Below are 13,303 nucleotides of genomic sequence, written 5' to 3' on the forward strand. Positions count from 1 at the left end.
CTGCCCGGCAGTGTCCAGTCCTGGGCTCTGCAGTGGGCCGTTCCTTCTCTGCGCGACGAGGCGTTTGTGGCAGACAGCTTTCTGATCCTGGCGCAGGCAGCCGGGGGCAACTCCAGCCCCCTCGGCATGCTGCCCATCCTGGTTGCGATGGCCGCCATCATGTACTTCGTGATGATCCGGCCCCAGCAGAAGCAGATGAAGGAGCACCGGACCATGCTCGCCGGGCTCAAGAAGGGCGACGAGTACGTGACCCAGGGCGGCCTCGTCGGCCGCATCTACGAGGTCGCGGATCGCACGGTGACGCTCGAGGTGGCCAGCGGCGTGCGCGTGCGCGTGCTCAAGACCTCGATCGCCGGCCGCTACGCGGTCGAGGCGCCCGCAGCCCCTGCGGCGGCGGTGAAGGTGGAAGACAAGAAGGAGGAGAAGTAAGCGATGGAGCGCTCCTGGTATTGGAAGCTGGCGCTGATCGTCCTGGTGACCCTGGGCACGATTTGGTACCTGACCCCGACCTACTACTCGCTGTTCGTCCTGGACCGGGCCGAGCGCAACAACATCGCGGCGCTGCAGGCGCGGCTGCCCAAGTGGTCGCCGTCCGCGAAGCACCGGGTGAACCTGGGCCTGGACCTGCAGGGCGGCATCCACATGGTGATGCGCGTGGACACCCGCACGGCGCTGCAGAAGCGCACCGAGCGGCGCGGCCAGCAGATCGCCAACTACCTCAACGAGAAGAAGATCGGCGAGGTGACGGCGGACACGGACCCCGAGGCGCTGCGCCTCACGCTCACCGCGAAGGACCCGGCGACCCTGCCCGCGATCGAGAAGGAGGTGCTCTCGAGCTACCAGGACTTCACCGTGGCGGCGCGCGAGGGCAACCGGCTGGTGCTCGCGCCGGATGACAGCCAGGTGAACCGCTTCCGCGACGAGGCGGTGGACCAGGCGATGCTCGTCATCCGCCGCCGCATCGACAAGTGGGGCGTGGCCGAGGTGGACGTGCGCAAGCTGGGCACGGACTCCATCCAGATCTCGCTGCCCGGCCAGCAGAACGCCGAGCAGGCCAAGGAGCTGGTGGGCACCACCGCGCAGCTCGAGTTCCGGCTCGTGGACGACACGGGCACCTTCTTCCAGGACACCTTCCGCAACAGCCCGCCGGCGCCCGAGAGCGGCATCCAGCTGGGCACGGCGGACGGCTTCCCGGCGCTGGTGAGCAAGGACCGCGAGGCGCTGCTCGCCTACGTGAAGGGCAAGGTCCCGCAGGACCGCGAGGTGCTGCTCGAGTGCCAGGAGGGGCAGGGCGCGAAGAAGGGCGACTGCGCGAGCTACGCCACCTACCTGGTGGACAAGAACGTGCCGCTCACGGGCGAGAGCCTCGCGGGCGCGGACGCCTCCATCAGCCAGCTGCAGGAGCCGGAGGTGAGCATCACCTTCGACGCGGCCGGCGCGCGCGAGTTCGAGAAGCTCACCGAGCAGTGGGTGGGCCGGCGCATGGCGATCGTGCTGGACGAGAACGTGCACTCGGCGCCGCGCATCAACGAGAAGATCCCCGGCGGCCGCGCGCGCATCACCATGGGCCGCGGCGCGGGCACCAGCATGGATCAGCGCCTGCAGGAGGCGAACACGCTGGCGCTGGTGCTCAAGGCGGGCGCGCTGCCGGCGCCGGTGACCACGGGCGAGATCCGCCAGGTGGGCGCGAGCCTCGGTGACGAGCTGATCAAGAAGGGCGGCCTCGCGGCGCTGGTGGGCCTGGCGCTCGTGGTCATCTTCATGGCCGTCTACTACAAGAAGTCGGGCCTCATCGCGGACGTGGCGCTGGTGCTCAACGGCCTGCTCATCCTCGCGGGCCTCGCCTTCTTCAACGCGACCCTCACGCTGCCGGGCATCGCGGGCTTCGTGCTCACGCTGGGCATCGCGGTGGACGCGAACGTGCTCATCAACGAGCGCATCCGCGAGGAGCTGCGCCACGGCAAGACCGCGCGCCAGGCGGTGGACCAGGGCTACGACCGCGCCTTCTGGACCATCTTCGATGCGCACGTGACCAGCCTCATCGCGGGCTTCATCCTCTTCATGACGGGCACGGGTCCGGTGCGCGGCTTCGCGACGACGCTGATCGTGGGCCTCATCGCCTCGCTCTTCACCTCGATCGTGGTGACGCGCACCATCACCACGTACTTCATCCACGGCCGCAACGCGCAGACGGTGTCGGTCTAACCGCCGCAGGCCCGAGGACACGCGAACATGCAAGTGCTCAAGCGCGACACGCACATCGACTTCATCGGCAAGCGCAAGATTGCCGTCTACATCTCCTCGCTCATCAACCTCGCCATCCTGGTGGGGCTCGCCATCTGGGGCTTCAACTTCGGCGTGGACTTCGCCGGCGGCACGGTGGTGGAGCTCAAGTACAACCACCCGGTCAGCGCGGCGGACGTGCGCAAGCGCGCCGAGGCGGCGGGCCTGCACGACGTGTCGGTGCAGAACATCGGGGCGGCGAGCGAGAACTCGTTCCTGCTGCGCCTGGGCGGCGTGACCCAGCTGACGGAGGAGGGCGCGGCCAAGGCGCGCACCGCCATCCAGGGGCTGGGCAACATCAAGAGCGTCTACCCGGACGTGGCCAACGGCATCGTGAACTTCCGCTCGACGCAGCCCGTGGATCCCAAGGCGGCGCGCGAGGCGGTGGCCTCCACCGGCGTGGGCGTGAAGGAGGTTCGCTCGCTGGGTGAGGCGCAGGGCGGCGGCTTCGACTACCAGGTGGTGGCGAGCGGCATGGCGGAGCGGATCACCGCGGCGCTGAGCCAGGGCCTGGACAAGCCGGACTTCGAGACCCGGCGCGTGGACTACGTGGGCCCGCAGGTGGGCAAGCAGCTGCGCAACCGCGGCATCATGGCGCTGCTGTACTCGATGGTGGCCATCCTCGTGTACGTGGCGTTCCGCTTCGACTTCAAGTTCGGCCCGGGCGCGCTGCTCGCCATGCTCCACGACGTAATCATGGTGTGCGGCTACTACCTGGTGAGCCGCCACGAGTTCAACCTGACCTCCATCGCCGCGCTGCTCACCATCGTGGGCTACTCGGTGAACGACACGATCGTGATCTACGACCGCATCCGCGAGGACATGGCGAAGTACCGCAGCAAGAGCCTCGCCGAGGTCATCAACATCGCGGTGAACGACACGCTCTCCCGCACCATCCTCACCTCGGGCGTGACGGCGCTCTCGCTCATCGGTCTGCTCATCTTCGGCGTGGGCGAGATCTGGGACTTCGCCATGGCGATGCTGGTGGGCATCGTGGTGGGCACCTACTCGTCCGTGTACATCGCGAGCCCGCTCACCATCTGGCTCGACGAGCGCGCGCACGCGAAGCAGCAGCGCGCGCAGATCAGCGCCAAGGCGGCCTAGCTCCTCCGGGTGCCGGGGTGCTGTTCGCCCGAGGGCCTGCCGAACCCAGCGCGGGTTCGGCGGGCCCTTTGCCTTTTTGCGGACCCTAGAAGCGCGCGCCCAGGGTGAGCGCGGCGTCGAAGAGGCCGCCGTCGGGGCCGCTCTGCGCGAGCGCCGCATCCGCGAAGGCCTGGTTGAGCAGCACGCGGAAGGTGGCGCGCACCCCGGCCGTGAGGGCGCCCGCGTTGAACTCGAGCCCTGCCGCGAGCGGCACCTCCTCCATGAAGTCGCTCACGTAGAGGCCGTTGGCCTCGCCCGCCACGTGGACGTAGGTGGCGCCCAGCCCCGCGCCGATGAAGGGGCGCACGCGCTCGAGGAAGGGCGGCGAGAGCTTGATGAGGCTCGCGCCGCCGTTGCGCAGGAGGGTGGGGGCGTCGCCCGAGGCGAAGCGGTTGTCGTCCACCGTCTGGCGCGAGCCCTCGTAGCCCAGCTCCACGCCGAGGAAGTCGTAGGGCTGGAAGTTGAGCACGGCGCCCCAGGTGGGGCCGGGGTGGGTGAAGGCGCCGAGGCTGCCGGTGTAGTCGCCCGCGCCGCCCTTCACGAAGACGTTGAAGTCGCCCTGCGTGCTGGCGGCCGCCGGCGCGCTCAGGGTCAGGGCCAGCGCCAGGGCGGGGAGGGCGCCCGCTGCGGCCCGCAGGTTTGCGCTTCCCATCCGGTTCTCCTGGCTAGAGGGGGTCGAGCCGACTCGCACTGGGGGCGAGGCGGAAGGGGGCTTCCCCGCACAAGCTGTGCACGGCGCGCGGCGCCGCACGGGCCTGTGCGCGGGGCGAGCGGGCGGCAAGAGGGCAGGGGGGCGGACGGGCGGGCGGGCAAAAAGAGCGGCGGGCTGTCAGGGACCCGCGCTAGCCTTGGGGCGCAAGAGGACTGGGGAGGGGGCAGGCGACCAGGCCCCCCACGGCTCCCACGCGAGGACCGCAAGCACGTGCGCTGGCTATTGCCGGAGGTGACGCAGGACCAGGCCGCGAAGCTCGCGGCGGCGCTGCAGCTCCACCCGCTGCCCGCGCGCGTGCTGGTGAACCGCGGCTACCAGACCCCGGAGGCGGCGCACGCCTTCCTCGCGGACGGGCTCGCGGACCTGCCGGACCCGTTCCGGATGAAGGGGATGGGCGCGGCGGTGGAGCGGCTCACGCGGGCGCTGCGCTCGGGGGAGAAGATCACCCTCTACGGCGACTACGACGTGGACGGGGTGTGCTCCACCACGCTGATGACGCTGTTCCTGCGCGAGCTGGGCGCGAGCCCCGCGACCTACATCCCGCACCGGCTGGGCGAGGGCTACGGGCTGAACCTGCAGGCGGTGGAGCGCATCGCCGCGGACGGCACCCGGGTGCTGGTGACGCTGGACTGCGGCATCACCTCGGTGGCGGAGATCTCGCGCGCGCGGGAGCTCGGGCTGGACGTGGTGATCGTGGACCACCACACGGTGCTGCCCACGCTGCCGCCGGCGGTGGCCGTGCTCAACCCGCACCAGCCCGGCTGCGACTACCCCACCAAGGTGCTGTGCGCCGCCGGGGTGGCCTTCAACCTCTGCATGGGGCTGCGCAAGCGCCTGCGCGACGACGGCTTCTTCGCCACGCGCCGCGAGCCCAACCTGCGCGCGCTGATGGACCTGGTGGCGCTCGCGACCGTGGCGGACGTGGTGCCGCTGCTCGGGGCGAACCGCATCCTCGTGCACCACGGCCTTCAGCAGCTCACGCAGGCGCAGCGCCCCGGCATCCGGGCGCTGAAGGAAGTGGCGGGCCTCGAGCCGTCCGCCGCGGTGAGCGCGGGGCAGGTGGGCTTCCGGCTCGGGCCCCGCATCAACGCGGCGGGGCGCCTGCAGGACGCGTCCCTGGGGCTGCAGCTCTTGTGCGCCGAGACGCTGGAGAGGGCGCGGCCGCTCGCGCAGGTGCTGGATCAGGCGAACGCGGAGCGCCAGGGCATCGAGAGCCAGATCCTGGGCGCGGCGCTCGCGCAGGCCGAGGAGCGCATCGCGCAGGAGGGCGGCGCGCGGGGCCTCGTGCTGTTCGCGGACGGCTGGCACCCGGGCGTCATCGGCATCGTGGCGAGCCGCGTGGTGGAGCGCTTCCACCGCCCCACGGTGATGGTCGGGGTGAAGGACGGGGTGGGCAAGGGCAGCGCGCGCAGCATCGAGGCCTTCCACCTCTACGACGCACTCTCGGGCTGCGCCGAGCACCTGGTGAAGTTCGGCGGGCACAAGCACGCGGCCGGGCTCACCGTGGAGGCGGGGCGCCTGCCGGCCTTCCGTGAGGCCTTCGAGCGCATCGCGCTCGCGCGGCTCAACCCCGAGGATCTCATCCCGCGCTGCCGGGTGGACGCGGTGGTGGGGCTGCACGAGCTGGACGAGCGCGCGGTGGAGTCGCTGCAGCGCCTGGGCCCCTTCGGCCAGGGCAACCCCGAGCCCGTGCTCGCGCTGAAGCACCAGGTGGCGCACCCGCGCGTCCTGCCGCACAAGTCCGGCGGGGCCGGGCACCTGAAGCTGAGCCTGCAGGCGGCGCCCGCGCTGGATGCGATCGGCTTCGGGATGGCCGAGCGCGCCCCGCTGCTCAGCGGCCCGGTGGACCTGGCCTTCCAGGCCGGCATCGACACCTTCCGCGGCCAGCGCCGGCTGCAGCTCAAGCTCAAGGCGCTGCGGCCCGCGGGCGCCTGAGTCGCGCGCCTCCGGCGTTCCGGGCCCGGCCCGCTAGGCGATGCCCCAGCGCACCCGCCCCGGCGTCATCAGGGCGCCCGCGCGCGCGAGGTCGCTCACCCGGAAGCGCTCCGTCTGCCGCTGGAAGGCGCTGCGGCACCCCTCCGAGCAGAAGAAGTACTGGCGCTTCTTGTACTCGGTGGAGGGCTGCCCCTCCGCCTCCTCCAGCCGCCGCCCGCAGATCGGATCCAGCTGAGGTCCCTGCCCGCCCTTCATCCCCGCCCCCTTGTGCCACCCCTGCCCCGGGGCGGTGCGAAGCAGTAGGTGTGCCAACGACCCAACCCCCCGGAATCGCTCGGACGGGGTGGGGCGGGAGGCGACGCGGAGGGCTGCGATCGGGAAAAACTTTCCGCCCTGCGTGGCAGCGGACGGGGTGCGCGGGAAGGGCGGCGCCGGGGGGCGCGTTGGCAGCGTAAGCCACTGACTTTTCACCCCTTTCGGGGGCTCGCGGCCGTGGCGCAGCGCGCTGTGATTCCTTGACGCCCCGTTTTCGCGCTCGCTAGGGTGCCGCCCCTTCCGGTTTCACCTCCAGCAAGAAAGCCCAGGCGCCATGGCGGTCCCGTTCATCTCCGAGGTCAAGCGTACCCACACCTGCGGTCAGCTCACGGCCGCGGACGTGGGCAAGGAGGTCGTGCTCTTCGGGTGGGTGAACAGCCGGCGGGACCTGGGCGGCGCGGTGTTCATCGACCTGCGCGACCGCGACGGCATCACGCAGATCGTCTTCGAGCCGGACCAGGCCGAGGCGCACGGGACGGCGGGCCAGCTGCGCCTCGAGTACTGCATCGGGGTGCAGGGCAAGGTGGTGAGCCGCGGCACCCAGGTGAACAAGCGGATGAAGACGGGCGAGGTCGAGGTGCGGGCCACGGCCGTCACCATCTTCAACCGCTCCGAGCCGACGCCGCTGCCCATCGAGGACAAGATCACCACCTCGGAGGAGAAGCGCCTGCAGTACCGCTACCTGGACCTGCGCCGCCAGCCGCTGCAGCAGAGCCTGATGACGCGCTCGAAGATGAACGCGATCACGCGCGCGTACATGGTGGAGCAGGGCTTCCTCGAGCTCGAGACGCCCTTCATGGGCAAGTACACGCCGGGCGGCGCGCGCAACTTCCTCGTCCCCAGCCGGCTCAACCCGGGCAAGTTCTACGCGCTCGCCGAGAGCCCGCAGCTCTACAAGCAGCTGTTCATGGTGGCGGGCTTCGACCGCTACTTCCAGATCGTGAAGTGCTTCCGCGACGAGGACCTGCGCGTGGACCGGCAGCCCGAGTTCACGCAGATCGACGTGGAGATGAGCTTCGTCACCCAGGACGACATCTTCACCATCATCGAGGGGCTCATCAAGAAGCTGTGGAAGGACGTGCTGGGCGTGGACGTGCCCACCCCCTTCCCGCGCATGAACTTCGACGAGTCGATGGCGAAGTACGGCAACGACAAGCCGGACCTGCGCTTCGGGCTCGAGCACGTGGTGCTCACGGACCTCATCCGCGAGCACGGCGAGGCGGGCGGCGTGCCGCTCATGTACGAGGCGGTGCAGAAGAAGGGCATCGTCAAGGCGATGGTGGTGCCGGCCGAGAAGGCCATGAGCCGCGCCGAGACGGACAAGCTCGAGGACTTCGTGAAGCAGGCGGGGGCCGCGGGGCTCGCGCGCGCGAAGGTGGGCGAGGGCGGCGAGTGGACCCAGTCCCCGCTCTCCAAGAGCATCACCCCCGCGCTGCGCCAGGCCATCAACCAGGCCTGCGGCGCGAAGACGGGCGACCTGCTGCTGTTCCAGTTCGGGCGCGAGTCGCTGGTGCACACGGTGATGGCGAACCTGCGCGTGCACGTGGCGAAGAAGCTCGGCTACATCCCCGAGTACGGCAGCGGCGGGGTGTGGAACTTCCTCTGGGTCGTGAACCCGCCCCTCTTCGAGTACGACGAGGAGACGCACACCTGGGCGGCGGCGCACCACGCCTTCACGCGCCCCCACGACGAGGACGTGCCCTTCCTGCTCTCGGACCCGGGCCGCGTGAAGTGCCACCGCTACGACGTGGTGCTCAACGGCTTCGAGATCGGCGGCGGCTCCATCCGCCTGCACGACCCGAAGGTGCAGGCCGAGGTGTTCAAGGCGCTGGGCATCGCCGAGGAGGAGGCGCGCCAGAAGTTCGGCTTCCTGCTGGACGCGCTCAAGTACGGGGCGCCCCCGCACGGCGGCATCGCGCTGGGCATGGACCGGCTCGCCTTCCTGCTCACCAACGCCGAGAGCCTGCGCGACGTCATCCCGTTCCCCAAGACGAAGACGGGCACGGACCAGATGACCGGCGCCCCCGGCGACGTGGACGACAAGCAGCTGAGCGACCTGCACGTGCGCGCCGTGCTCCCGCCCCAGAAGTAGGGGCAGCGCCAGGGGCGGGCGCCGGGGTAGGCTGCGGGCCTCCCCGGGCCTCGCCGTGTCCATCCGCCCGGGGGACAGCTCCTGGCCGGAGGACCGAGCGCCGATGAAGACCTTCCTCGTGGTGAACCCCCAGAGCGCCAACGGCCTCACGGGCCGGCGCTGGGCGGAGATCTCCGCCCGCGTCGCGCGCCGCCTCGGCGACGTGGGCTTTGGCTTCACCGAGCGCCCCATGGACGGCGAGCGGCTCGCGCGCCGCGCGATCGAGGAGGGCTACGAGTGCATCGTGGCGGTGGGCGGTGACGGCACCATCAACGAGGTGACCAACGGCTTCTTCGCGGACGGCAAGGCGCTCAACCCCGCCGCCGCGCTCGGCGTCCTGCCGCGCGGCACCGGCGGCGACTTCCGGCGCACCTTCGACTGGGACCTGGAGCTCGACTCCGCCATCGCGCGCCTGGCCTCTCCGCACACCGCGCCCTTCGACGTGGGGCGCGTGGAGTTCACGGGGCGCGACGGCGCGCCAGGCAGCCGCTACTTCGCGAACATCTCCTCGTTCGGCGTGAGCGCGGTGGTGGCGGAGGAGGCGAACCAGGGCACCAAGGCCCTGGGCGCGAAGGGCAGCTTCATGTGGGCCACCGTGAAGGGGTTGCTCAAGTACCGCATGCGCCCGGTGCGCCTCTCCTTCGACGGCGGCCCCGCCGAGACCGTGGACGTGACGGCCGTGGCCCTGTGCAACGGCCGCTACTTCGGCGGTGGGATGAAGGTGGCCCCGCTCGCCGACACGCGCGACGGCCTGCTCGATGTCACGGTGTGGAGCGGCTACGGCATCGTGGACTTCGCGCTCAAGAGCAAGGGCGCCTACAACGGCGAGCACGTGAACTGGAAGGGCACGCGCACGCTGCGCTGCCGCACGGTCACGGCCGAGGCCGAGGAGCCCACCCTCCTGGACGTCGACGGCGAGGTGCCCGGCTCGCTTCCGGCGCGCGTCTCCGTCCTGCCCTCGGCCATCCGGCTCAAGGTGTAGGCAGCGGGGCGGCGGCGGCGCGGCGCGCGGCGAAGCGCCGCTGGTAGACGCGCTGCCACAGCTTGAGCCCCGGGACGCCCACGAGCACCGGCGTGAGCCACAGGCCGAGGCCGGTGGAGGGCAGGCCCAGGTGGCGGGCGTTGAGGACGAGGAACGCCACGATCACCCCCAGCGCCGAGCCGCCCATCGCGCCCATGTGCTCGAGCCACCAGTGCATGCGCGAGGTGGGCGGGCGCAGCCAGTAGTAGAGCTGGCTCGCGCCCGCGTAGATGCCCACCGGCGCGAAGCCCATCAGCAGCGGGTGGCCCAGGCGCAGCCCGTACGCCTCCAGCGCGAGCGCCGCGAGCAGCAGCAGCGCCGAGAGCCCCAGGTCGAAGGGGTTGCGATGGGCCCCGGTGCGCCCCTTCGCACGCAGCACGCGCAGGCCCATGCTCGCCCCGCTCACGCTCAGCAGCGCGATGAAGAGGAGGAAGAGGTTCACGGGGCGCTGGGCGGCAGGGCCCCACAGGGCGCGCCAGCCGCTGATGTATACGCCGGTGACGGCGAGCAGCCCCATGGCGCCCACGTAGAGCCAGCCGGCGTACCGGTGCAGCCGGCCACCCTTGCGCGAGACCAGCGGCAGCCAGAAGGAGAGCAGGGCGAGCGCCCCTCCGAGGATGTGCAGCGTGAGGGCGAAGCGGAACAGCGGCATGGGGGACCTCCGGGACACGTCGTGATGGGCCCCACGGTGCACCCCTCTCCCTGCGCGCACATGTGGCAGTGGTCATGGCCCCGCGCGTGTGACTTCCGGCACATGCCCGGGCGGGGCGCGGCGCTCTATGCTCGAGCACGCCATGGCTCCCCGCCGCTCCGATCGCCTGCTGAACGCCACGGGCCTGCTCACCTGGCTCGCGGCCGGCGTGCCCGAGCTGCTGCGGCTCGCCAGCGCGCCCGCGCTGCTGCGCGAGCCCGCCACGCTCGGCCTGCTCACGGCCTTCCTGCTCTTCGGGGCGCTCTACGCGCACAACACGCGCCGCCCGGGCGCGCTCCCGGTGCCGGGCTTCCTCGCGCAGACGCTGTGCGCCCTCGCCCTGTGCGCGCTGGGGCACTCGGGCTTCGAGCCCGCGCTGCTGGGCATCACGGCCGGGATGGCGCCGGCGCTCGGCTCGCCGCGGCGTGCGGGCGCGTGGGTGGCCGCGCAGAGCGCGGCGCTGCTCGCGCTGCTGCTCCTCGGGCTGCCACCCCTGCGCGCACTGGTGACGGCGGGCCTGTACACCGGCCTGCAGCTCTTCGCGTTCGGCGTGGCCTCGCTCGCCGAGCGCGAGGCGAAGGCGCGCGCCGAGCTCGCCGAGGCGAATGCCGCGCTGCAGGCGGCGCAGGCGCTGCTTGCGGGGCGTGAGCGCGAGGCGGAGCGGCTGCGCATCGCGCGCGAGCTGCACGACTCGGTGGGCCACCACCTCACGGCCCTCTCGCTCAACCTGGAGGCCGCAGGGCACACCGTGCAGGGGCCCGGGCGCGACCACGTGGAGCGGGCGCAGGGCGTGACCCGGCAGCTGCTCGCGGACGTGCGCGGCGTGGTGAGCGCGCTGCGGGAGCCTCCGCCCTCCGCGCTCGCGCCGGCGCTGCGCGCGCTGGTCGCCGAGGCACCCGGCCTGGCCGTGCACCTCGAGGTCCCGGAGTCGCTCGCGCTCGCCACCCCCGAGGCCGCGCTCAGCCTCTTCCGCTGCGTGCAGGAGCTGCTCACCAACACGCTGCGCCACGCGGCCGCGCGCAACCTGTGGATCGACATCCAGCGCGGTCCGGGGGGCCTGCAGGTGCACGCGCGCGACGACGGCCGCGGCGCCGCGGCGGGGCGCGTGCTGCCGGGAGCGGGGCTCAGGGGCATGCAGGAGCGCTTCCGGGCGCTGGGAGGCGGCGTGGAGGTGCGGGGCGAGGCAGGGCAGGGGCTCGAGGTGCGCGCGTGGCTGCCGGAGGGCGCATGAGCCGCGTGCTGCTGGTGGACGATCATCCGCTGGTGCGCCAGGGCATCCGCAGCCTCCTGGAGCTGACGCCGGACCTGCAGGTGGTGGGCGAGGCCTCCGATGGCGCGGAGGCGCTCGCGCTCATCGCCTCGCTGGATCCGGACGTGACGCTGCTGGACGTGCGCATGCCAGGGATGGACGGGCTCGCGGTGCTGCGCAGCCTGCGCGCGCGAGACCCGGGCCGCCGCGTGCTGCTGCTCACCACCTTCGACGACGACGCCGTGGTCATCGAGGCGCTGCGCGTGGGGGTGCAGGGCTTCCTCCTGAAGGACGTGGGCCTCGCGCCCCTCGCCGAGGCCGTGCGCCGGGTGGCGCGTGGCGAGACGCTGCCCCTGCCGGCGGCGACCGAGCGCGCGCTGCGCAGCCTCGCCACGGCGGGCCCCGCCTCTTTCCCGAGCGCCGAGCTGCCGGACGCGCTCACCGCGCGCGAGCAGGAGGTGCTGCGGCTGATGGCGCGCGGCCTGAGCAACCGGGAGATCTCGCTCGCGCTGGGCACGGCGGAGGGCACGGTGAAGAACCAGGCCTCGAGCATCCTCTCCAAGCTGGGCGTGCGCGACCGCACCCGCGCCGTGCTGCGGGCGGTGGAGCTCGGCTACCTGTAGGGCGTGCGGAGCGTGCCGCGAGGCCGGAAATCCGGGCCCCGGCGCGTTACGAAAGCAGACGCGGGGGCGCCGCCGGCCCTGGTGTCGAGAGCGCCCGCCGCGCCAGACTCGCGCGACCTTCCGGAGACCTGACCCATGGCCCCACGGGGACCCGACCAGCTCGATCTCTTCGGCGCTCCGACGGAGTCCGCCGCGCCGCGCCCGCCGCCGCGCCGCCGCGCAGGCGCCACGCGCAGCGAGCCGGTGGGCGCCGTGGCGCAGCCCGCCGAGGTGCAGGAGGTGGGCGCGCACCTGCCGCAGGGCGTGTTCCTGGGCACCTCCTCGTGGACCTTCCCGGGCTGGGAGGGAATCGTCTACGACCGCGCGGCCACCCAGGTGCGGCTCGCGCGCGAAGGGCTCGCCGCCTACGCGCACCACCCGGTGCTGCGCACGGTGGGCATCGACCGGACCTTCTACGGGCCCGTGCCCGCGGCCACCTTCGCGGCCTACGCCGCGCAGGTGCCCGAGGGCTTCCGCTTCCTCGCCAAGGCCCACGAGGCCTGCACGCTCGCGCGCTACCCCCTGCACGCGCGCTACGGCGCGCACCGCGGCGAGCTCAACGCGCGCTTCCTCGATGCCGCCTACGCGCGCGACGCGGTGGTGGCCCCCTTCGTCGAGGGCCTGGGCGACAAGGCCGGCCCGCTCGTCTTCCAGTTCCCCCCGCAGGACACGGCGCAGTTCGGCGGCCCCGAGGCCTTCGTCGAGCGGCTGCACGGCTTCCTCGCAGCGCTGCCCCCGGGGCCCCTCTACGCGGTGGAGCTGCGCAACGAGGAGCTGCTCACGGAGGACCTCGCCGCAGCGCTCGCGGACGTGGGCGCGAGCCCCGTGCTCGCCGCCTGGCGCAACCTTCCCGAAGTGGAGCAGCAGGCCGAGCGCACCCGGGCGCTCGCCTCGCGCGCGCTGGTGGTGCGCTGGATGCTGCCGCCGCACCTCGGCTACGACGAGGCCCGCGCGCGCTACGCGCCCTTCCGCCACCTGGTGGACGAGGACCTCACCACCCGCGAGGCCCTTGCGCGCCTCAGCGTGCAGGCGGTGCGCGCAGGCCGCGCCGCCTTCGTCATCATCAACAACAAGGCGGAGGGCAGCGCGCCCCTCTCCGCCCTCAAGCTCGCCGAGAGCATCGTGCTGGAGAACAGTGCGCCCTGACCCCGGGACAGGGCT

12 protein-coding genes are annotated in these 13,303 nt (G+C 72.3%); 9 read left to right on the plus strand and 3 right to left on the minus strand.

Annotated features, from left to right (window positions below; genetic code table 11):
* Nucleotides 1–66 precede the first annotated feature (66 nt).
* Genes yajC through secF form a run of 3 tightly spaced genes read left to right on the plus strand, consistent with a single transcriptional unit; the run spans nucleotide 67 to nucleotide 3,387 of the window.
* The gene (gene yajC / locus FGE12_RS24145; protein WP_194798222.1) at nucleotides 67–429 is read left to right on the plus strand and encodes a preprotein translocase subunit YajC; all 363 of its coding nucleotides are present in this window, start codon (nucleotides 67–69) and stop codon (nucleotides 427–429) included.
* Between the two features lie 3 nt (nucleotides 430–432).
* Nucleotides 433–2,205 (plus strand): protein translocase subunit SecD, encoded by a 1,773-nt coding sequence (gene secD / locus FGE12_RS24150; RefSeq protein WP_153868955.1) that lies wholly within the window; start codon nucleotides 433–435, stop codon nucleotides 2,203–2,205.
* Between the two features lie 27 nt (nucleotides 2,206–2,232).
* Nucleotides 2,233–3,387 carry a protein translocase subunit SecF gene (secF, locus tag FGE12_RS24155; protein WP_153868956.1) on the plus strand — a complete coding sequence of 385 codons (1,155 nt, stop codon included), beginning with the start codon at nucleotides 2,233–2,235 and terminating at the stop codon, nucleotides 3,385–3,387.
* 85 nt (nucleotides 3,388–3,472) lie between these two features.
* On the opposite strand, the gene FGE12_RS24160 is transcribed toward secF, so the two are convergent.
* On the minus strand, nucleotides 3,473–4,078 hold the full coding sequence (locus tag FGE12_RS24160) for a hypothetical protein (protein WP_153868957.1): 606 nt from the start codon (nucleotides 4,076–4,078) through the stop codon (nucleotides 3,473–3,475).
* A gap of 270 nt (nucleotides 4,079–4,348) precedes the next feature.
* Here FGE12_RS24160 and recJ point away from each other — a divergent pair, with 270 nt between their 5' ends.
* Nucleotides 4,349–6,073, plus strand: coding sequence for a single-stranded-DNA-specific exonuclease RecJ (gene recJ / locus FGE12_RS24165; protein ID WP_194798223.1), 1,725 nt, complete (start codon nucleotides 4,349–4,351; stop codon nucleotides 6,071–6,073).
* A 33-nt stretch (nucleotides 6,074–6,106) separates the two neighbouring features.
* Here the strand turns inward: recJ and FGE12_RS24170 are convergent, their stop codons facing one another.
* Nucleotides 6,107–6,328 carry a YHS domain-containing protein gene (locus FGE12_RS24170; RefSeq protein WP_153868958.1) on the minus strand — a complete coding sequence of 74 codons (222 nt, stop codon included), beginning with the start codon at nucleotides 6,326–6,328 and terminating at the stop codon, nucleotides 6,107–6,109.
* 334 nt (nucleotides 6,329–6,662) lie between these two features.
* Here FGE12_RS24170 and aspS point away from each other — a divergent pair, with 334 nt between their 5' ends.
* Both aspS and FGE12_RS24180 read left to right on the plus strand, forming a co-directional pair.
* A complete protein-coding gene (aspS, locus tag FGE12_RS24175) occupies nucleotides 6,663–8,480 on the plus strand; it encodes an aspartate--tRNA ligase (RefSeq protein WP_153868959.1) in 1,818 nt (605 codons plus the stop codon).
* Between the two features lie 103 nt (nucleotides 8,481–8,583).
* The gene (locus tag FGE12_RS24180) at nucleotides 8,584–9,501 is read left to right on the plus strand and encodes a diacylglycerol kinase family protein (protein WP_153868960.1); all 918 of its coding nucleotides are present in this window, start codon (nucleotides 8,584–8,586) and stop codon (nucleotides 9,499–9,501) included.
* Here FGE12_RS24180 and FGE12_RS24185 read toward each other — a convergent pair.
* A complete protein-coding gene (locus FGE12_RS24185) occupies nucleotides 9,491–10,192 on the minus strand; it encodes a DUF2306 domain-containing protein (protein WP_153868961.1) in 702 nt (233 codons plus the stop codon). The genes FGE12_RS24180 and FGE12_RS24185 overlap by 11 nt on opposite strands.
* 142 nt (nucleotides 10,193–10,334) lie before the next feature.
* Here FGE12_RS24185 and FGE12_RS24190 point away from each other — a divergent pair, with 142 nt between their 5' ends.
* From FGE12_RS24190 to FGE12_RS24200, 3 genes are all read left to right on the plus strand, one after another.
* The gene (locus tag FGE12_RS24190; protein ID WP_228531055.1) at nucleotides 10,335–11,462 is read left to right on the plus strand and encodes a sensor histidine kinase; all 1,128 of its coding nucleotides are present in this window, start codon (nucleotides 10,335–10,337) and stop codon (nucleotides 11,460–11,462) included.
* On the plus strand, nucleotides 11,459–12,103 hold the full coding sequence (locus FGE12_RS24195) for a response regulator transcription factor (protein ID WP_153868963.1): 645 nt from the start codon (nucleotides 11,459–11,461) through the stop codon (nucleotides 12,101–12,103). Before FGE12_RS24190 ends, FGE12_RS24195 begins: the two co-directional genes overlap by 4 nt.
* Nucleotides 12,104–12,238: 135 nt before the next feature.
* Nucleotides 12,239–13,288 carry a DUF72 domain-containing protein gene (locus FGE12_RS24200; protein ID WP_153868964.1) on the plus strand — a complete coding sequence of 350 codons (1,050 nt, stop codon included), beginning with the start codon at nucleotides 12,239–12,241 and terminating at the stop codon, nucleotides 13,286–13,288.
* The last annotated feature ends 15 nt before the right edge of the window (nucleotides 13,289–13,303 follow it).

It is taken from the genome of Aggregicoccus sp. 17bor-14, from assembly GCF_009659535.1.
Lineage (GTDB): Bacteria > Myxococcota > Myxococcia > Myxococcales > Myxococcaceae > Aggregicoccus.

Bases quoted from the DNA above. Each gene is read 5' to 3' on its own strand.
- secD (WP_153868955.1), top strand. From the start codon at position 433: ATGGAGCGCTCCTGGTATTGGAAGCTGGCGCTGATCGTCCTGGTGACC.
- secF (WP_153868956.1), top strand. From the start codon at position 2,233: ATGCAAGTGCTCAAGCGCGACACGCACATCGACTTCATCGGCAAGCGC.
- FGE12_RS24160 (WP_153868957.1), bottom strand. From the start codon at position 4,078: ATGGGAAGCGCAAACCTGCGGGCCGCAGCGGGCGCCCTCCCCGCCCTG.
- FGE12_RS24170 (WP_153868958.1), bottom strand. From the start codon at position 6,328: ATGAAGGGCGGGCAGGGACCTCAGCTGGATCCGATCTGCGGGCGGCGG.
- aspS (WP_153868959.1), top strand. From the start codon at position 6,663: ATGGCGGTCCCGTTCATCTCCGAGGTCAAGCGTACCCACACCTGCGGT.
- FGE12_RS24180 (WP_153868960.1), top strand. From the start codon at position 8,584: ATGAAGACCTTCCTCGTGGTGAACCCCCAGAGCGCCAACGGCCTCACG.
- FGE12_RS24185 (WP_153868961.1), bottom strand. From the start codon at position 10,192: ATGCCGCTGTTCCGCTTCGCCCTCACGCTGCACATCCTCGGAGGGGCG.
- FGE12_RS24190 (WP_228531055.1), top strand. From the start codon at position 10,335: ATGGCTCCCCGCCGCTCCGATCGCCTGCTGAACGCCACGGGCCTGCTC.
- FGE12_RS24195 (WP_153868963.1), top strand. From the start codon at position 11,459: ATGAGCCGCGTGCTGCTGGTGGACGATCATCCGCTGGTGCGCCAGGGC.
- FGE12_RS24200 (WP_153868964.1), top strand. From the start codon at position 12,239: ATGGCCCCACGGGGACCCGACCAGCTCGATCTCTTCGGCGCTCCGACG.